Raw genomic sequence first — 17,074 nt, 5'->3', positions numbered from 1 at the left:
TCAAAGATACTTTGAAAATCTTTTAACACGAAACACTATTCCAATTCCATCATATAAGGCATCATCGCTAAAAAGCCTTCACGCTTCTTTAATCGATCTAATTCAAAAACAGATTTTGCCCATGGCAAATTCGATTTTGCCCAACGCATCTCCATCGCTTCCGAAGAAGTGGCCGATTCTAATAGGGTATCAAAAAAAGATTTCGCTTTAGGATAAACAGCTACTTTGTATTCCCCATCTTTCAATTTAGATTTTTGAGCAGCTAGGGCAATCGCCTTATCTAATCCCCCCAATTCATCCACTAATCCTATCTTCTTCGCTTGCTCTCCTGTCCAAACACGACCGCCAGCAATGGATTTCAATTTCCCCAAAGACATTTTTCGGCCAGCTGCGGCTTTGCTAGTAAAACTCTCATAGCCTTCATTTACCATATTTTGTATGATGGATTTCTCAAAATCCGTTAATTGACCAGCGGAATTTAAGAAATGAGAATGTTCATGGGTACTAACATGATCTTGCGTTATTCCCAACTTATTTTTAAAGAAATTGTCCAAATTTAACCATTGAGCAAATATGCCAATGGATCCAGTTATGGTGGTAGGTTGCGCCACGATAACATCAGCCCCCATTGCCATGTAATAACCTCCTGAAGCGGCATAATTCGACATTGACGCTATCACGGGTTTTACTTTCTTTGCCAATAAAATTTCTCTCCACATGATATCGGAAGCTAAAGATGAGCCTCCTGGAGAATCAATTCGCAATACGATAGCTTTCACCGATGAATTATCCCTCAATTTGCGAAGTTCCTTCACAAAATCATCCGAACCGATAGATCCCTCTCCACCACGCATTCCCACAATCTCTCCTTCTGCCACTAAAATAGCAATCTTCTTACTCCCTTCTACTTCTGGAATTGGGTTTTTAGCATGCAAATAGTCCGACAATTTCACCATAGTCAACTTATCCTTTTCGCCAATTTTTACCGCTTTCTTTAACAGTGATTCAAATTGATCCCAATAGCTCAACTTCAACATACCCAATTTTTCAGCCTTGTTAGGATTCATCGCTTGCAGACTATCCGCGATACGGTCTAAGCGAGGAATGGAAATTCCTTTACTTTGGGATATTTTATTGAATACCACTTGGTTGATAGAACGAATAAACGACAAGCTTTGCTCCTTATTTTCAGGACTCATATCTTCTCGAATAAATGGCTCAACCGCTGATTTATACGTTCCAACTCGAAACACCATAGGTTCTATTTCCAACTTATCAAATGCCTTTTTATAGAACATATATTGAACGGAAATTCCATTAAAATCCAATAAACCTCCTGGATTTAAATACAATTGGTTCGATACGGATGCAAGATAATAGGCCTTTTCGGAATAGGAATTTGAATACGCATACACAAATTTTCCTGACTTCTTGAATTTCTCCAAGGCATCACGAATTTCTGATAATTGGGCATACCCCGCAATCGGAAAACTTACATCCAAATATACTCCTTTGATTTTATCATCTACACGAGCTCTTTCCAAAGCCGAAATAATCTGAATGAGCCCGATTTTTTCAGTACTAGAAAAAAATGGATTAGGAAAGGCCGAAAAAGGGTTATCCTCATTCGAAGCATTTTCTGCCATAGGCCGATTCAAGTCCAATTTCAAAATGGAATTTTCCTTTAGCTCATATTCTGAGTCCGAGGAACTCATGGCAGATCCTATCCCTACCAGTAGGATAATACTTACTAGTAGAAATAAAAACATTCCAACTATTGTCGCCAGGGTATATTTAACAAATTGCCACATATCTATTTATTTTTTTGCGAATTTGAAGTCAATACATAACAATCCATCACAAAATATGTTCAAAGGAAAAATCATACAAACAACGGAGAAATGACTATCCGAAGTTTTTACGGTAATCTTCTCTAGATTGACGAATCACTTCATGTGCCACCTCTCTACCATAAACATCGTCAATATCAACGGCTAAAGAACTCGTCTCTCCTGGCAACATTTTGTAAGTCCAAAAATAATGCCTCAATCGCTGAACAATATCCTTTGGTGCATCAGAAATATCTCTCCATTTACCATAAATAGGATCATCTTTTAAAACAGCAATAATTTTATCATCTGCCTCTCCTTTATCAATCATTCGAATTCCTCCAATAGGAATCGCTTGACATAAAATATCGCCATGTGTGATGGCACGTTCCGATAGCACACAAATATCTAATGGATCACCATCACCTTGTAAAATATCTTTTCCAGAGTATTTTCTGGCCAACTCCGCAATTCCTTCGGCACAATACGTTTGAGGTAAAAAGCCATATAAGGCTGGAACTATATTAGAAAACTTTTGAGGACGATCGATCTTCAAATAGCCTGTTTGTTTGTCTATTTCATATTTAACGGTGTCCGTCGGTACGATTTCAATAAAAGCCGTCACCAATTCAGGCATTTGATCTCCAATTTGAATTCCGTGCCAAGGGTGTGCCTTAAAGAAGTTTCTATTCATGGTATTTTTTCTGGGTTAAATTGCTACTCAGGTTTTAATCCTACAAAATTACAAAAAATATGCTGAAATCAGTCCTGCTTAGACATTCCAAAGCACAAAGGTTTAGCGGGCATTCCATTTAATTTAGTTAAATTCGCAGTTTGAATTCCATTGACCATGATATATCCCATCATACCTTACGGTGACCCTGTCTTAAGGAAGATCGCTAAAGACATCGAACCAGGCAGTATTGATTTAATCACCTTAGCCGACGACATGTTTGAAACCATGTATGCGGCAAGTGGAGTAGGTTTAGCCGCTCCTCAAATTGGCAAAGACATTCGCCTTTTTGTGGTGGATGGACGCCCCATGAATGAAGGTGAAGAAGAGGAAGATATAGACACCTCTTTAATCGATTTCAAAAAAGTATTCGTCAACCCAACCATCGTGGATGAAACTGGAGAAGAATGGGGATTCGAAGAAGGTTGTCTTTCCATCCCAGGTATTAGAGGGGAAGTATGGCGACCAGAATACGTTAAAATACATTATTATACCGAGCATTGGGAAGAAAAAGAAGAAGTATTTGAAGGCTTAGCCGCTCGAATCATTCAACACGAATATGACCATATCGAAGGCATTCTTTTCACGGACCATTTAAATGTGGTTAAAAAGCGCCTGATCAAAAATAAATTAACGGATATCACCCGCGGAAAAGTTTCTGTGGATTATAAAATGAAATTCCCTAGGTAATCGAATATGAAGATTTCAACAACTTGGCTTAACGATTTTATAGACTTATCACAACTTCCTCAGCAAGGTAGTCCAGAAGAACTGGATGTCTTATTAACTAATACAGGGTTAGAAGTAGAAGGTATAGAAGCTCATGATCAAATTCCTGGTGGATTAAAAGGCTTTGTGGTTGGTGAAGTCATCAGCTGTGAAAAATTCCAAGTCAAAGAAAAAACATTGAGTGCCACGACAGTAGATGTGGGACAGGAAGAATTACTTCAAATTGTATGTGGAGCGGCTAATGTAGCCCAAGGTCAAAAAGTAATCGTAGCCACTCCTGGGACAACTTTGTATGACAAAGAAGGAAAGCCCGTATTTACCATTGAAAAAAGAAAAGTATACGGGCAAGTCTCTGAAGGGATGATTTGTGCCGAAGATGAAATCGGTATCGGAAATTCGCATGATGGTATTTTGGTTTTAGAAACAGAACTAGCCAACGGAACTCCAGCCAGTACTTATTTCCAAATTCAATCCGATTTGGTATTGGAAATCGGCCTTACTCCTAACCGAGCAGACGCTGCTTCTCACTGGGGGGTAGCACGAGATATACGTGCAGTTAGTGGATTAAGCATCCAATTCCCTGATGTTAGTTCATTCCAAGAAGGTGCTAATACTTTCCCCATTCAAGTTCAAATTGAAGATGAAGGCTGTACTCGTTTTTGTGGCATTAGCCTAGATCAAGTCAAAGTTGGTCCATCTCCAGAATGGCTTAAAGATCGCTTGCAAGCGATTGGTTTGCGTCCTATCAATAACATTGTCGACATCACCAATTTCATTTGCCATGGCTTAGGCCAACCCATGCATGCCTATGACTGGGAACAAATTAAAGGTCAACAATTAATCGTCAAGTCTTTAGCCGCAGGAACTTCCTTCACTACCCTAGATGGTATTGAACATAAATTAGATGGAGAAGAAATCATGATTTGCGATGCTTCTGGCCCAATAGGCTTAGCAGGGATCATGGGTGGTTCTAATTCCAGCATACAAGAAAACACAAGCCGAGTATTTTTGGAAGTGGCGCATTTTAGACCCGAGCGCATCCGTAAATCGTCACAAGTGCATGGCTTAAAAACAGATGCCTCTTTCCGCTTTGAACGTGGTACTGACATAGAAGCTAAATTATTAGCCTTACAATATGCTACAATCTTGATTCAAGAATTAGCGGGTGGTCAAGTAGCGTCTCAATTAGTAGATTACTTCCCCAACCAACCTGAGTTGGCACAAATCGACATGACCTATGAGCGTATTCATTCCATCATGGGAATTGAATTAGCGCCTGAGCGTATTCAAGAAATTTTAGTAGCCTTGGATTTTGAATTAAGCCATTTAAATTCCTCAGGTTTCACGGCCATCGCTCCTGCTTATCGGGTAGATGTCACCAGAGAAGCAGATGTCATCGAAGAAATTTTGAGAATCCATGGTTTGGATAATATCCCATTGTCGGAGCATTTAAGTGCTCATTTTATCTCAGAATTTCCAGCGCTGGACAAAGAGAAAGTCCAACAAACTATTGCTTACCAATTAGCAGCCAAAGGATTTCAAGAAATCATTAGCAACTCCTTAACAAAATCTGAGTTTCATACTTGGATTGAAAAGGATTTAAGCTTTGAATCCGTTGAGATTTTAAATAAACTTTCAGAGGATCTAGGCGTAATGCGTCAGCACATGGTGTTTCATGGATTAGAAGCCTTAGCACATAATATCAACCGTCGTCAGAAGGATTTAAAATTAGTGGAGTTTGGTAAAACCTACCATAAAAAAGGAGCCAAATACATCGAGAAGCGCCATGCTGCTTTATATGCCACTGGTTTATGGCAGGGAGAAACATGGGATCATGCTCCTCAAAAAACGCAATTATATCATTTGTTTCAAGTGTGCAAAGCAGTCATGCAACACTTAGGCAACAAACCTTTTGACACAGAAGTCATTGAAGGGTCTTCCGTTTTTGCTTATGGTTTACGCATCTCGGTACAAAAGAAAAGTTGCCTAGAATTAGGTATGATTCATCCGAATTTAGCCGAGAAATTTGATGTCAAACAAGATGTTTTCATGGCGGATTTCGACTGGGATTACTGGGTAAAACAGGAGAAAACAGATTTTGTCTACCAAGAAATCGCTAAGTTCCCAGAGGTTCGTCGTGATTTATCTTTGGTTATTAATAAAGAAGTGAGTTTCCAAGCGATTCAACGGGTAGCGGAACAAACAGAAAAAACCATCTTGAAACAAGTAGCCCTATTTGATGTCTATGAAGGCAAAAATCTAGGCGAAGGCAAGAAATCCTATTCCATTAGTTTCATCTTGCAAGATGAAAACCAAACCTTGACCGACAAGGTGATTGACTCCACCATGGAGCGATTCATTCAACGATTTGAGAAGGAATTAGGGGCTATCATACGCAAGTAATTTCCCAAACAGCTTTTATGTAAATTATAAGTTTACTGATAAAATTTTATCAGTAAACTTATAATTTATTTAACCCCTATTGTTATATCAATAAAATATATACTTTGGCATTGTAAAAGAATGACACTCGGTAAGCTTGGGTAATCATTACTTAAAACTAAAACCTCTAATACATTGAATACCGTTCTCTATTTCCATAAAATACCAGCCTACTTTACCCATATCATACCAACCAAATTGGAAGTTGATGGTATTAAATTCCAATTACAAGATGAAATTTCTTTGTGGACCTTATCCAAAAGCTACGGCCATTTCAAATTACGATTAGTATTTTTTGGCCTAATCAAATCAAAAGCACTGATTATACCCGCAAATAACAAATCCATTCACCTGAAAGTAGCATTAATGCGGCATAAAATTCCCCGTTTCACCTTGGCTATCATGGCCATTGGTTTCCCCATGGTTTATAAAATCAATTCCAAAGTCATGGCCTATGCCTTTCTCATCTTTTCTCCAATTACCTATATGATGGATGCATTAACCCACCTTGTCGAAATCCAAGAAACAAATCCCCCTGCCTAAACCCACAAAAAAAGGGAGCCAAAGCTCCCTTTCTACCTATAAATCTTGTGAAGCTTAACGCTTCATCATATTAGCCATATTCGGCATTTTCATCTTGCCATCCTGCACCTTATTCATCATGCGCATCATTTTGCGCATATCTTCAAATTGCTTCAACAGATTATTGACCTGCTGGATCGAAGTTCCAGAACCCACTGCAATACGGTTCTTACGAGAAGGGTTCAATATATCTGGATTTTGACGCTCCTTCAACGTCATGGATTGAATGATCGCTTCAATAGGTTTAAATGAATCATTGGAAATATCTACATCCTTCACAGCTTGACCCATGCCAGGAACCATGCCCATCAAATCCTTGATATTTCCCATCTTCTTGATTTGCTGCAACTGCGCATAAAAATCTTCAAAAGAGAAATTATTCTGACGAATCTTCTTGTTCAATCGAGCAGCCTCATCCTCATCAAATGCCTGCTGAGCTCTTTCTACCAAAGAAAGTACGTCACCCATACCCAAAATACGGTTAGCCATACGATCAGGATAAAACTGATCCAAAGCTTCCATCTTTTCACCAGTAGAAATAAACTTGATAGGCTTTTCTACCACCTGACGGATAGACAATGCCGCACCACCTCGTGAATCACCATCCAATTTGGTCAATACCACCCCATCAAAATCCAAACGGTCATTGAAGGTTTTGGCTGTATTTACCGCATCTTGACCTGTCATGGAATCCACCACAAACAAAATCTCCGTTGGCTTAATCGCTGCTTTTACCGCGGCTATTTCATTCATCATCGCTTCATCCACAGCCAAACGACCAGCGGTATCCACAATCACGACTTTCTTACCCATTTTACGGGCATAAGACAATGCATTCTCTGCTATGCTAACCGCATTTTTATTCTCAGGCTCCGCATAAACCTCTACGCCTACTTGCTCACCCAACACTTTCAACTGATCAATCGCCGCAGGACGGTAAATATCACAAGCTACTAATAAAACCTGACGACCTCCCTTTTTAATGTATTGAGCTAATTTTCCAGAGAATGTGGTCTTACCCGAACCTTGAAGACCAGCAATTAACACCACAGAAGGATCGCCCTTAAGATTGATTTCTTGTTTTTGACCTCCCATCAATTGAGTCAACTCCTCATGCACAATCTTCACCAACAATTGACCAGGTTCTACCGAAATCAAAATCTTTTGTCCCAAAGCCTGCTCCTTAATTCGATCAGTGATTTCCTTGGCAACTTTATAGTTCACGTCGGCATCCATCAAGGCTCTTCTGATTTCCTTAATAGTTGCCGCTACATTGACATCCGTAATTCGGCCATTCCCCTTCAGGGTACGCATGGCGGAGTTTAACTTCGAACTTAAATTCTCAAACATAATTTTGAATCGATTAAAAAAAGGGAATGCAATTTACGCTTTTTCGAGCAAAAATTATTCAAATAATATGGTCTTGTTTTGATGAATAAACACTCTATCCTCTAAAACCAAACGCAAAGCCTTAGCTAAGACTATTTTTTCCACATCTTTCCCCGCCTTGGACATATCCTTGGCCGAATAGGTATGATTCACAGGTACAATTTCCTGACAAATAATCGGACCTTCATCCAAATCATCTGTCACAAAATGGGCAGTAGCTCCGATAATCTTTACTCCCCGATTAAAGGCTTGTTGGTATGGCCTAGCCCCAATAAAAGCTGGCAAAAAGGAATGATGGATATTAATCAGTCGCCCCTTATATTTCAAAGAGAATTGAGGAGTAAGAATGCGCATGTATTTGGCCAATACAATCAAATCTGGCTGATAATAATCAATCTGCTGATTTACCAATGCCTCATGTGCTTCTCTTTCCAAACCTTCCGCCGATATAAAATGAAAAGGCACATGGAATTGCTGGCATAAAAAGCCTAAATCTTCATGATTCCCAATGACTGCCTCAACTTTGAAATTCAGATCTTGATATTGATACTTAATCAATAATTCTCCCAAACAATGGTGCTCTTTAGTCACTAAAATAAGAACCCGTTTTTGCTTAGGAGGAATAATTTCCACTTCTGCTTGCTTTGGTAAAATAGAGAACAATTGATCTTGAACCAAGGCCATATCACAAGGACCCGTAAAGGATATACGCATAAAAAAACGATCCGACTCCTCATCTACAAACTCATTGGTTTGAGTAACGTTAACCAATTGTTCAAATAAGATGCCCGTAATTTTATGAACCAAGCCCTTCTCATCCTTACAAGCAATTTTGATAATCGTCTCCATGAAAAATTTATTCGTAAATTCTTCAAATTTAGGCTGAAATAATGGAGTAAAAAAGATTTAGTCTTTACCTTTGCAGGATTATCAAGACGTAGTCTGGTAATTTTAAGAACGTAACATCATATACTTGTATTAAACAATGGAAAAAATTAAAGTAGCTAACCCGGTCGTAGAACTTGACGGCGATGAAATGACCCGAATCATTTGGAAATTCATCAAGGATAAATTGATCTTACCTTATTTAGATGTAGATATTAAATACTATGACTTAGGTGTAGAATACCGTGATGAAACCAATGACCAAGTAACGATTGAGGCTGCTGAAGCCATCAAGAAATATGGTGTAGGTATTAAATGTGCTACCATCACTCCTGATGAAGCTCGTGTAACTGAATTTGATTTAAAACAAATGTGGAAGTCGCCAAACGGTACTATCCGCAATATCTTGGATGGAACGGTATTTAGAGAGCCAATCGTATGTGCCAATGTGCCTCGTTTAGTTCCTAACTGGACTGCTCCTATCATGATTGGTCGTCACGCTTTTGGTGATCAATACCGTGCAACAGACTTTGTTACTAAAGGAAAAGGTAAATTAACGGTTACTTTCACTCCAGAAGATGGTGGTGATGCTCAGACTTTTGAAGTGTATAACTTTAAAGGCGATGGTGTAGCTTTAACCATGTACAACACAGATGAGTCTATCCGTGGTTTTGCTCACTCTTGCTTTAACATGGCTTTGAGCAAGGGATGGCCGCTTTACTTATCTACGAAGAACACCATCTTGAAAAAATACGATGGCCGTTTCAAAGATATCTTTGAAGAAATCTTCCAAGCAGATTATAAGGCCCAATTCGATGCCAAAGGTATTGTGTATGAGCACCGTCTGATTGATGACATGGTGGCTTCTGCCTTAAAATGGAATGGTAATTTTGTTTGGGCTTGTAAGAACTACGATGGCGACGTTCAGTCGGACACGGTAGCTCAAGGTTTTGGTTCATTAGGTTTAATGACTTCTGTCTTGATTACTCCAGATGGTAAAGTAATGGAAGCAGAAGCGGCTCACGGAACAGTGACTCGTCACTACCGTGATCACCAAGCTGGAAAACCAACTTCTACCAACCCAATCGCTTCCATCTTTGCTTGGACACGTGGTTTAGAGTTCCGTGGTAAATTGGATAACAACCAAGCTTTGATTAATTTCTGCCAAACTTTAGAAAAAGTTTGCGTAGCAACAGTGGAGTCTGGTAAAATGACGAAAGATTTAGCGGTATGTATCCATGGAAACAAAGTTCAACATGGTGAGCATTACTTATACACAGAAGAATTCTTAAGTGCTTTAGATGAAAATTTAAAAGCGGCTTTAGGAAAATAATTCTGTTTGCTTTTTAGCTCATAATAAGCTAATTAAATCATAAACTGCACCCAAAAAGTTATTTAGCTTTTTGGGTTTTTTTTGTAAAAAATATATCTAATTAAACGTTTTAAATTCCCCATTGGAAAGCGATCTTTAAACTTCATTCGATTATTTTAATTGTCAATGGAAAATATAAAGTTGGGAAAAGCTTATTTACTGACTCGCTTATTATCACTTTTTGTTAGATTAGCGGAATTTATTTGCATTGTAAAATTCAACAAAACATAAATTTTTGGGTAGATTGGGGGAGATTTATGGCAGGTATATTTTTGATTGTAGAAATGTTGCTAAACCTATCATACAATTGAAATTATCAACTTTATATTTAATTTAAAAACTAATATGGACATTGAAACATTAGCAAATCATATTACAAAACTTGGCAAACATTATTTTGATAAAGCTTGTAATGTTGTTCTTTCAGAGATTTTAAATTTGACCCCTATTAATATAGATGGTTCTTATGACGGTGGTACTGATATCGTATCCATTAAAGATGGACAAAGAGAAAAAGTTGCATATCAAATTACAACCCAAAAAACTGATATTAAAAATAAAGCATATAAGGATGCTAAAAAAGCTATAAATAAGCTATCTGTGCAAAAGTTTTATTTTTTGACAACTTATAATTTGTCAGAAATTGACCAAATACTTATAGCAACTGAGATTTCACAAGATTTAGGCATTACAGCTCAATGCTTTTCACCAAAAATTATAGCAGGCTTAATTTTGTCAAAAGGTAAATTGAATAAATTTTTAGATGTTGTTGATTTACCTTTACCAAGACAACATGGAAATATTGTAGATATTAAAGAAAAAGCGTTACACAGCTATAGTGTTTTTTCTGATGACGCAGGAAAATTAAAATATAGTGTTTATGAAGACACCATTCTATTTTCCCTCTTTAATGATAGTAAAAAAGAAGACGAATTAGTTGAATTCGTTATGAACTTTTTAAGCCTAAATGAAGAAAGCGAAAGTATTATTAGAAAAAGAATTGGAGGCCTTTTTGGAAAACTTCTGATAAAAAAAGATGAAAATGGAAGTATTTCATTGTTACCTATTGCATTTGACGATTTTAAAAACAGACAAAGTATCTATGAAATAGAGTTATACAATTTGTCTTCAGCGCAAACTGACCTATTAAAGGATTACGAACTTTCATGGACTTCAGAAGAATCTAAAAAAATATCTCTATGGATAGCGAACGCCTATATTTCAAATCAACTCGAAAATCTAAAGGACATAAATGCTTCAATAATTAATAATAATTTTTATAGTATTTCGGAAAACAGTATAGCCAAAATTAAAAATTACTTTATTAATGAAAAATCTGTTGATATTTCTGTTGCAGAAGATTTGACAAATGCCTTATTGGATATGGCATCAGCTCATCCACTTATTACAAAAATATCAAGGGCGTCTGTATATGTTGCATTAGATGGAAATAATCCAATTACATCAGCAAAAGCAATTGGAGCAAGTCGATGGTCAGATGTCAATATTATTCTAGAACCGAGCGTTGCTCTACCTTTTTTATGCTCTTTATTATATTCAGGAAATACAAATCGATTTTTTAAGAATTCTGTAAAGAGTGTTAGACAGGCAATGGAGCTAGATAGTCCTATATATATGCCTTATTATTACTTCAACGAATGTGCGGGACACCTACTAACAGCTAGAAAATATATTGGCTTTGAAAGTCAAGGAAATGAATTAGAATATTCAAATAATGCTTTTATTTCCAATTACTTTCACTTAAAAAACAAAGGGATAAAAGTTCCAGAAACCATTTCGGAATACTTAGCAACTTTCAGTAACTCAATTAAAACAGAAAGGACAGACATTAAAAATTGGGTAAGAAGTATAATGACTGACTTACAATCAATCTTCACATCCAACGGAATTGAGTTTATTGATACCCCCCATTACGAGGATAACGATGTACAAGACATTAAGGTTGAATACATGGACATTTTAGATGATTTAGGTATAAAGAAAAAAAACCACCTTTTTAATAATGACATTTATACATTAAAAGCTACAAATGAAAGAATAGTAAAAAATGGGGAGGTATGGGCGATTCTCACAAATGATAGATCACTAGTGAATTTTTCGAAAACTGATTACTTTAAGGGTTGGATTACAAATGCATTTAAGTTTCTACAAGTAACAGAACTTTCTAAACCTATGTCAGAGTCTAAATTAATTTCACTTGTACATTCCGTAGCAACTTTTAGTGAAAGAACTTTATCATTAGGTGCAAGAATTATGGATAAACTAATAAATCTATCATCAAAAGAAATTCAAAATTATGAGTTGAAAGCGGAGATTGAGAAATTTAAAAAAGAAACAATAGAATCAATAAATCTAGACGATCCTAATGTGTTTGATATTATTGATATTAAAACAAATGAGTTTATTTCAAAACATGGTCTAGACAAAAAAGTGGAAGAAGAGCAAGAGATAAATGATGATAAAATTGACTTAGAATTATAAATACTACTCCTTTACAGAAATTTTCTGCAATCACTAGGAGGAGTAGTTAATTGAACAACTTACATCAAATCAACTTTTGTGAGATACTTCCGCCCTTTTTGATTTAATAGAAAAAAAGGGTAAAGTGTCTACAAATTTTCTTACTTGACTACAATCAGTCCTTTGGTCAATACCTGCCCTTCAGATTTCAAGACCAATTGATATTTGCCCGAATGTATACCGCTAAGATTCAAGGTATAAACTCCGTCTTGACTGATTTTCCCTTGTAAAGCCAAACGTCCATCAATACTGTATAAAAAATATTCCGCGCCTGCTAAGGTGGCAATACATTCTATATTGATGTTATCTATAGCTGGATTAGGGAATACAGAAAGACCGCCATCCGATGGCAAAGTATAATCATATTCTACCTTGGGACTAAGGCAGCTCAACGTATTACTATATTTTTTAGCAATTGTTAGGCTATATTTTCCTGAGGATTTAACCCGTAATAAACCTGACTTTTCTAACAAAGAGGTTCCATTCATCTCCCATGAATATCCAATATTGGAATCTAAGTTTATACTATTTGCCTTCAATATATATGAACCAAATGAACCAATAGTAGCGGTTGGTAAAGTCATGGATTGAACTTGCACTTTATTGGAATACTCCGAGCTACAACCATCCATATCATAGGCCTTAACTTGATAAAGCCCAGAATTTTTAACGACTATGCTGTTTCCTGGAAAACCATTCGACCAAGTAAAATCTACACCCGTTCCTTGCGCCTTCAATTCAACCGATTTGCCTTCACAAAACAGCGTATCTCCGATTACTTGAATACTGGGTTTAAGTGGTTGAGGTAAGCTCCTAAACGACAAAATAGGAATGCTAAATTGGTTTCCTAAATCATCTTCTAAGGTCGCATAATAATTACCTGCCGTCAATAATTGCTTTTTAAAGAGATTGCCAACGCTTCCTGAGGAAGCATTAAACCAAGTAACTTTTTTAAATGTAGTCGTTAAATCCAGCGATAACTCATTGTTTGGGCCACATGCCACTTGGATACTGGGCATGGATTTAGACGAAATTGGGAATTTAATAGCATCCAATTGACTGGATATTTTCTGAAACCATAAATCGGCTAAAGTGACGTAAGCACCCCGTGAAAAGTGAATACAATCCGATTTCCTAGGAATCTCTACATTTTCAGTATTAGGTCCAGAATACAAAAATGGAATTCCACTGGTACTTACTATATCTTTCTGTGCCTGCAAAATTCCTGCATCCCAAATGGTGGGGGTACAAGTTCCATCCGATAATTGAACAGACACGGAGGTAGCTTCTGAAATCAACCAAGGAACATCTAAACCCGTGTGCTTTCGTAAGGTACTAATCAACTCCATGAAATAATTTTTATAGTCGGCCGCAGGAGTTTTATGATAGGCATCATTCTCCCCCTGATGCCAAAGTATAGCTCTTACGCCATTCTTTTGACCATATATTTCCACGGCTCTCCTCAAGTTAGCATAGGGGAAACCCTTGGGATAATATACACTGGGTGCCCATTGATTGGCAGTAAGAACTCCCCTAGAAGATTCCGCCCAGTTTTTAATACCCGTACCTACCCAAGCTGTATTGTAAAAACAGACAGGCACATTGTATTTTTTTACCAGAGAGTCGCCCAAAATAGGCCAATAGAAATTGGAAAGCCCCATAGGTCCAATCGTCACAGTAGAATCAATCTTCCGAAATTCCGTCATGGGAAAATCCAAATTATGCTCTCCTATGTATTTATTATTAGGACTTGGATTATATTCTTTGAAAAAATTATAGAAATTGGCGGCTATCACCCGATCATCGATTGCCTGAGTATCATTAGGTTTTCTAAATGTACCTTCCGCATTAGATTGACCTGAGATGATAAAATTTTCACCAATACCTACCCGGCCTAAACTAGTACTATCTTTTATCTGTTGATGCTGAATCGTTCTTACTTGTAATTGATACCAGCCTCCCTTAGCTAAAATATTTCCTTGAAATATGCCTCCTTTGGGCTTAGCATCCAAAGTAAACCAATCCAGCGTTTGCCCTTGACCGGATTGTACAGGAATTAATTTAGCCTGTACATAATCAATGCTCCCGGAATAGCTTCCCAACACAGAAAATGTGGCTTCATTACTATTATTACGCTGAAAGACTTGTCTGAAATGAGGATAAGAAATACTGACTTGCGCCTGAGCAGCTTGAACGTATAGGCTAATAAGTAAGATCAGTAAACTTTTCTTCATAGGTGAAAATTAGATTGCTAATTTAGGGATATATTCCAAATTTACACCGCCATGAAATAAGAAAGTCGTACCAGATTAACTCTGATACGACCTTCCCACTATTTTCTATTTATTTCTTATTCAGAAACAACAGAGAAAGTTACTTTGTGCTTCACTTCTTTGTGTAAATCCAAAGTAGCTGCGTAATCACCAATGGTTTTTACTTCGCTATCGAATGAGATTTTCTTACGATCTACATCGAATCCTTTTTCTTTCAACATTTCTGAGATTTGAAGGCTAGTTACGCGACCAAAGATTTTACCGCTATCACCCGTTTTAGCAACAATCGTTAAATTCATGTCACCAATAGCAGCAGCTAAATCAGTAGCATCTTGACGAATTTTTTCCACTTTATGTGCCGCTTGCTTGATATTTTCAGCCAAGACTTTGCGGTTGGACGGTGTTGCCATCATAGCAAAACCTTGTGGAATTAGGTAGTTACGACCATAACCTGGTTTCACAACCACGACATCGTTCTTGTAGCCTAATCCAGCAATATCCGTTTTTAATATTATTTCCATTTTTGTATAAAATCAAATGTTATTAGGATGTATCTGGTCTATTTTAAACCGTCAGCTACATATGGCATTAATGCCAAGTGACGAGATCTTTTTACTGCTTGCGCAACTTTACGTTGAAATTTCAACGAAGTACCAGTAATACGACGAGGCAAGATTTTTCCTTGCTCGTTCACTAACTTTAATAAGTAATCTGGATTTTTAAAATCAATGTATTTAATACCCGACTTCTTAAATCGGCAATATTTTTTACGATTACTATTTTTATCTACAGGTTCGTTTACAAGTGTCATCTTATGCTTCTGTTTTTTCTGGTTTTCTACCTACTAAACCTTTTCTCTTTTTCTCATTATACGCAACCGCGTGCTTGTCAAGGGCTAATGTCAAGAAGCGAATAACCTTCTCATCACGCTTGTATTCAAGTTCAAGCTTAGCAATTAATGCTGGTGCCGCTAAAAATTCAAAAATCTGGTAATAACCTGTGTGCTTGTTCTGGATTGGATAAGCTAACTTACGTAAGCCCCATGCATCTTCGTGAACAATTTGTGCACCGTTATCTACCAACACTTTCTTGAATTTTTCAACGGCGTCCTTTGTCTGTTGCTCAGACAAAACGGGAGTTAAAATGAACACCGTCTCATAGTTTTTTAATTCCATAAAAAATTGTTGTTAGTAAAAAATTAAAATTGGACTGCAAAAGTATCAAAAATACTTCACAATCAAAAACTTGTAAGAAAAAATTGGTTAACGAACTTCGAAAGTTCCGAGTCCAATAAGGAAACCTTCCGCATAAAGCTCTATTTCATGCTTACCTTCTCGATAAGGGACAGATCGTGCGTAAATAAATTCAACCGACTGGTGATTATTTTCATAAAAAATGCGCTGTTTCGCCGTGTAAGAAAGTTCTTTCCCTTTAAAACTTAAGGTACCCGAACCCAGCGAATAATCCGATAAGGTTTGACCGGTCGGCTCAATAATGCGCAAGTAAATGGTTTTTACTTCCTTAGAGGCTAAAGGATTTTCTTGTAGATGGAAAATAACCCGAATTTTATCAATTTTCTTTGATTTATGAATCCCCACTTCCTTCCCTCGAGAAGAAATAGCGTATACATTCACCCCTTCAGCCCGTAAGGCTGCCGCCACCGAAACTTTTTCAACTAGCTCTTGATTCCTTACTTCCAAAATCCGCGAACGCTCGTTCAGCTCTCTTTGCTTCAAACCGAATGTCTCAGAAGAATCCTTTAAGGCTTTCTGTACATTGGATAAACCATCTTGCAATAATTTTGCCTCTCGACTCAAGGAATCGTTTCGCGCTAATAAAAACGTATTTTCTCTTCTTAATTTCTTTATTTCTTGATCCTTCAATCCCAATAAACGCAAATAATAAGCCAATTTCTGTTTGAAATCTGCCTCATCCATTTGGGGATTTTCGGCTAATTCCTTTTTATCTCCCAATATTTGCTCCCGAGCTATTTCTAACTCACTCACTCGACCGCCTAATTTCTTGATTTGAACCATGCGCAATTGCAATTGCTTGGAAATTGAATCCAGCTGCTCACTAGCACTCTCCGCAAATTGCTCTTCTGTTTTGCCTAAGGAAAATAGCTGAATTTGATAATGCTCACACACCCAAAGCCCGCTCATTAAAAGAAGAAGCAAAGAAAGCACTCCAATAACCCGCTGCTGACTCTTTTCCTTGGAACTCATAGTGTCTGACTCCATGTTCAAATTTTTCTGGTAAGAGCTGATGCATATCAAACTCCTAGAATCAAAAATAATAA

Annotated in this window: 14 protein-coding genes; 5 read left to right on the top strand and 9 right to left on the bottom strand. The window is 37.2% G+C overall.

The window, feature by feature from the left end; genetic code table 11:
* Nucleotides 1-35: 35 nt before the first annotated feature.
* Nucleotides 36-1,769, bottom strand: a complete 1,734-nt coding sequence (gene sppA, locus EWU23_RS06935) for a signal peptide peptidase SppA (protein ID WP_262886080.1) — start codon at nt 1,767-1,769, stop codon at nt 36-38.
* A gap of 136 nt (nt 1,770-1,905) precedes the next feature.
* Nucleotides 1,906-2,523, bottom strand: a complete 618-nt coding sequence (locus tag EWU23_RS06930; protein WP_109322131.1) for an inorganic pyrophosphatase — start codon at nt 2,521-2,523, stop codon at nt 1,906-1,908.
* 156 nt (nt 2,524-2,679) lie between these two features.
* Here EWU23_RS06930 and def point away from each other — a divergent pair, with 156 nt between their 5' ends.
* From def to EWU23_RS06915, 3 genes are all read left to right on the top strand, one after another.
* On the top strand, nt 2,680-3,252 hold the full coding sequence (gene def, locus EWU23_RS06925) for a peptide deformylase (RefSeq protein ID WP_166230176.1): 573 nt from the start codon (nt 2,680-2,682) through the stop codon (nt 3,250-3,252).
* A gap of 6 nt (nt 3,253-3,258) precedes the next feature.
* Nucleotides 3,259-5,694: a phenylalanine--tRNA ligase subunit beta gene (pheT, locus tag EWU23_RS06920; protein ID WP_166230174.1), complete on the top strand. Its 2,436-nt coding sequence runs from the start codon at nt 3,259-3,261 to the stop codon at nt 5,692-5,694.
* Nucleotides 5,695-5,868: 174 nt separating this feature from the next.
* Nucleotides 5,869-6,276: a hypothetical protein gene (locus tag EWU23_RS06915; protein WP_166230172.1), complete on the top strand. Its 408-nt coding sequence runs from the start codon at nt 5,869-5,871 to the stop codon at nt 6,274-6,276.
* 54 nt (nt 6,277-6,330) lie between these two features.
* Here EWU23_RS06915 and ffh read toward each other — a convergent pair whose 3' ends face one another.
* Nucleotides 6,331-7,665, bottom strand: a complete 1,335-nt coding sequence (ffh, locus tag EWU23_RS06910) for a signal recognition particle protein (RefSeq protein WP_166230170.1) — start codon at nt 7,663-7,665, stop codon at nt 6,331-6,333.
* 54 nt (nt 7,666-7,719) lie between these two features.
* The gene (gene purU / locus EWU23_RS06905; RefSeq protein WP_166230168.1) at nt 7,720-8,553 is read right to left on the bottom strand and encodes a formyltetrahydrofolate deformylase; all 834 of its coding nucleotides are present in this window, start codon (nt 8,551-8,553) and stop codon (nt 7,720-7,722) included.
* A 136-nt stretch (nt 8,554-8,689) separates the two neighbouring features.
* Between purU and EWU23_RS06900 the strand changes: the two genes are divergently transcribed.
* Entirely contained in the window at nt 8,690-9,922 is a 1,233-nt protein-coding gene (locus EWU23_RS06900; protein ID WP_166230166.1) for an isocitrate dehydrogenase (NADP(+)), read from the top strand.
* A 384-nt stretch (nt 9,923-10,306) separates the two neighbouring features.
* Nucleotides 10,307-12,463 (top strand): hypothetical protein, encoded by a 2,157-nt coding sequence (locus tag EWU23_RS06895; protein ID WP_166230164.1) that lies wholly within the window; start codon nt 10,307-10,309, stop codon nt 12,461-12,463.
* Between the two features lie 140 nt (nt 12,464-12,603).
* Here the strand turns inward: EWU23_RS06895 and EWU23_RS06890 are convergent, their stop codons facing one another.
* The 5 genes from EWU23_RS06890 to EWU23_RS06870 form a co-directional block, all read right to left on the bottom strand.
* The gene (locus EWU23_RS06890) at nt 12,604-14,736 is read right to left on the bottom strand and encodes a sialate O-acetylesterase (RefSeq protein WP_166230162.1); all 2,133 of its coding nucleotides are present in this window, start codon (nt 14,734-14,736) and stop codon (nt 12,604-12,606) included.
* A 116-nt stretch (nt 14,737-14,852) separates the two neighbouring features.
* Nucleotides 14,853-15,296, bottom strand: a complete 444-nt coding sequence (gene rplI, locus EWU23_RS06885) for a 50S ribosomal protein L9 (RefSeq protein WP_166230160.1) — start codon at nt 15,294-15,296, stop codon at nt 14,853-14,855.
* Nucleotides 15,297-15,334: 38 nt separating this feature from the next.
* On the bottom strand, nt 15,335-15,586 hold the full coding sequence (gene rpsR / locus EWU23_RS06880; protein ID WP_109322123.1) for a 30S ribosomal protein S18: 252 nt from the start codon (nt 15,584-15,586) through the stop codon (nt 15,335-15,337).
* A gap of 1 nt (nt 15,587) precedes the next feature.
* Entirely contained in the window at nt 15,588-15,950 is a 363-nt protein-coding gene (rpsF, locus tag EWU23_RS06875; RefSeq protein ID WP_109322122.1) for a 30S ribosomal protein S6, read from the bottom strand.
* Between the two features lie 87 nt (nt 15,951-16,037).
* Complete coding sequence (locus EWU23_RS06870; protein WP_166230158.1) at nt 16,038-17,015, bottom strand: hypothetical protein; 978 nt, start codon at nt 17,013-17,015, stop codon at nt 16,038-16,040.
* Between the last annotated feature and the right edge of the window lie 59 nt (nt 17,016-17,074).

Origin of the sequence: Aquirufa beregesia (genome assembly GCF_011090385.1) — a bacterium.
Taxonomy (GTDB): domain Bacteria; phylum Bacteroidota; class Bacteroidia; order Cytophagales; family Spirosomataceae; genus Aquirufa; species Aquirufa beregesia.
Note: the sequence above shows the minus strand (reverse complement) of the source record. Positions and strands in the feature narration are given on the sequence as shown.

What these genes read in the sequence shown, in the direction of transcription:
- sppA (WP_262886080.1), bottom strand. Translation starts at nt 1,769, where the DNA reads ATGTTTTTATTTCTACTAGTAAGTATTATCCTACTGGTAGGGATAGGA.
- EWU23_RS06930 (WP_109322131.1), bottom strand. Translation starts at nt 2,523, where the DNA reads ATGAATAGAAACTTCTTTAAGGCACACCCTTGGCACGGAATTCAAATT.
- def (WP_166230176.1), top strand. Translation starts at nt 2,680, where the DNA reads ATGATATATCCCATCATACCTTACGGTGACCCTGTCTTAAGGAAGATC.
- pheT (WP_166230174.1), top strand. Translation starts at nt 3,259, where the DNA reads ATGAAGATTTCAACAACTTGGCTTAACGATTTTATAGACTTATCACAA.
- ffh (WP_166230170.1), bottom strand. Translation starts at nt 7,665, where the DNA reads ATGTTTGAGAATTTAAGTTCGAAGTTAAACTCCGCCATGCGTACCCTG.
- purU (WP_166230168.1), bottom strand. Translation starts at nt 8,553, where the DNA reads ATGGAGACGATTATCAAAATTGCTTGTAAGGATGAGAAGGGCTTGGTT.
- EWU23_RS06900 (WP_166230166.1), top strand. Translation starts at nt 8,690, where the DNA reads ATGGAAAAAATTAAAGTAGCTAACCCGGTCGTAGAACTTGACGGCGAT.
- EWU23_RS06895 (WP_166230164.1), top strand. Translation starts at nt 10,307, where the DNA reads ATGGACATTGAAACATTAGCAAATCATATTACAAAACTTGGCAAACAT.
- EWU23_RS06890 (WP_166230162.1), bottom strand. Translation starts at nt 14,736, where the DNA reads ATGAAGAAAAGTTTACTGATCTTACTTATTAGCCTATACGTTCAAGCT.
- rplI (WP_166230160.1), bottom strand. Translation starts at nt 15,296, where the DNA reads ATGGAAATAATATTAAAAACGGATATTGCTGGATTAGGCTACAAGAAC.
- rpsR (WP_109322123.1), bottom strand. Translation starts at nt 15,586, where the DNA reads ATGACACTTGTAAACGAACCTGTAGATAAAAATAGTAATCGTAAAAAA.
- rpsF (WP_109322122.1), bottom strand. Translation starts at nt 15,950, where the DNA reads ATGGAATTAAAAAACTATGAGACGGTGTTCATTTTAACTCCCGTTTTG.
- EWU23_RS06870 (WP_166230158.1), bottom strand. Translation starts at nt 17,015, where the DNA reads ATGGAGTCAGACACTATGAGTTCCAAGGAAAAGAGTCAGCAGCGGGTT.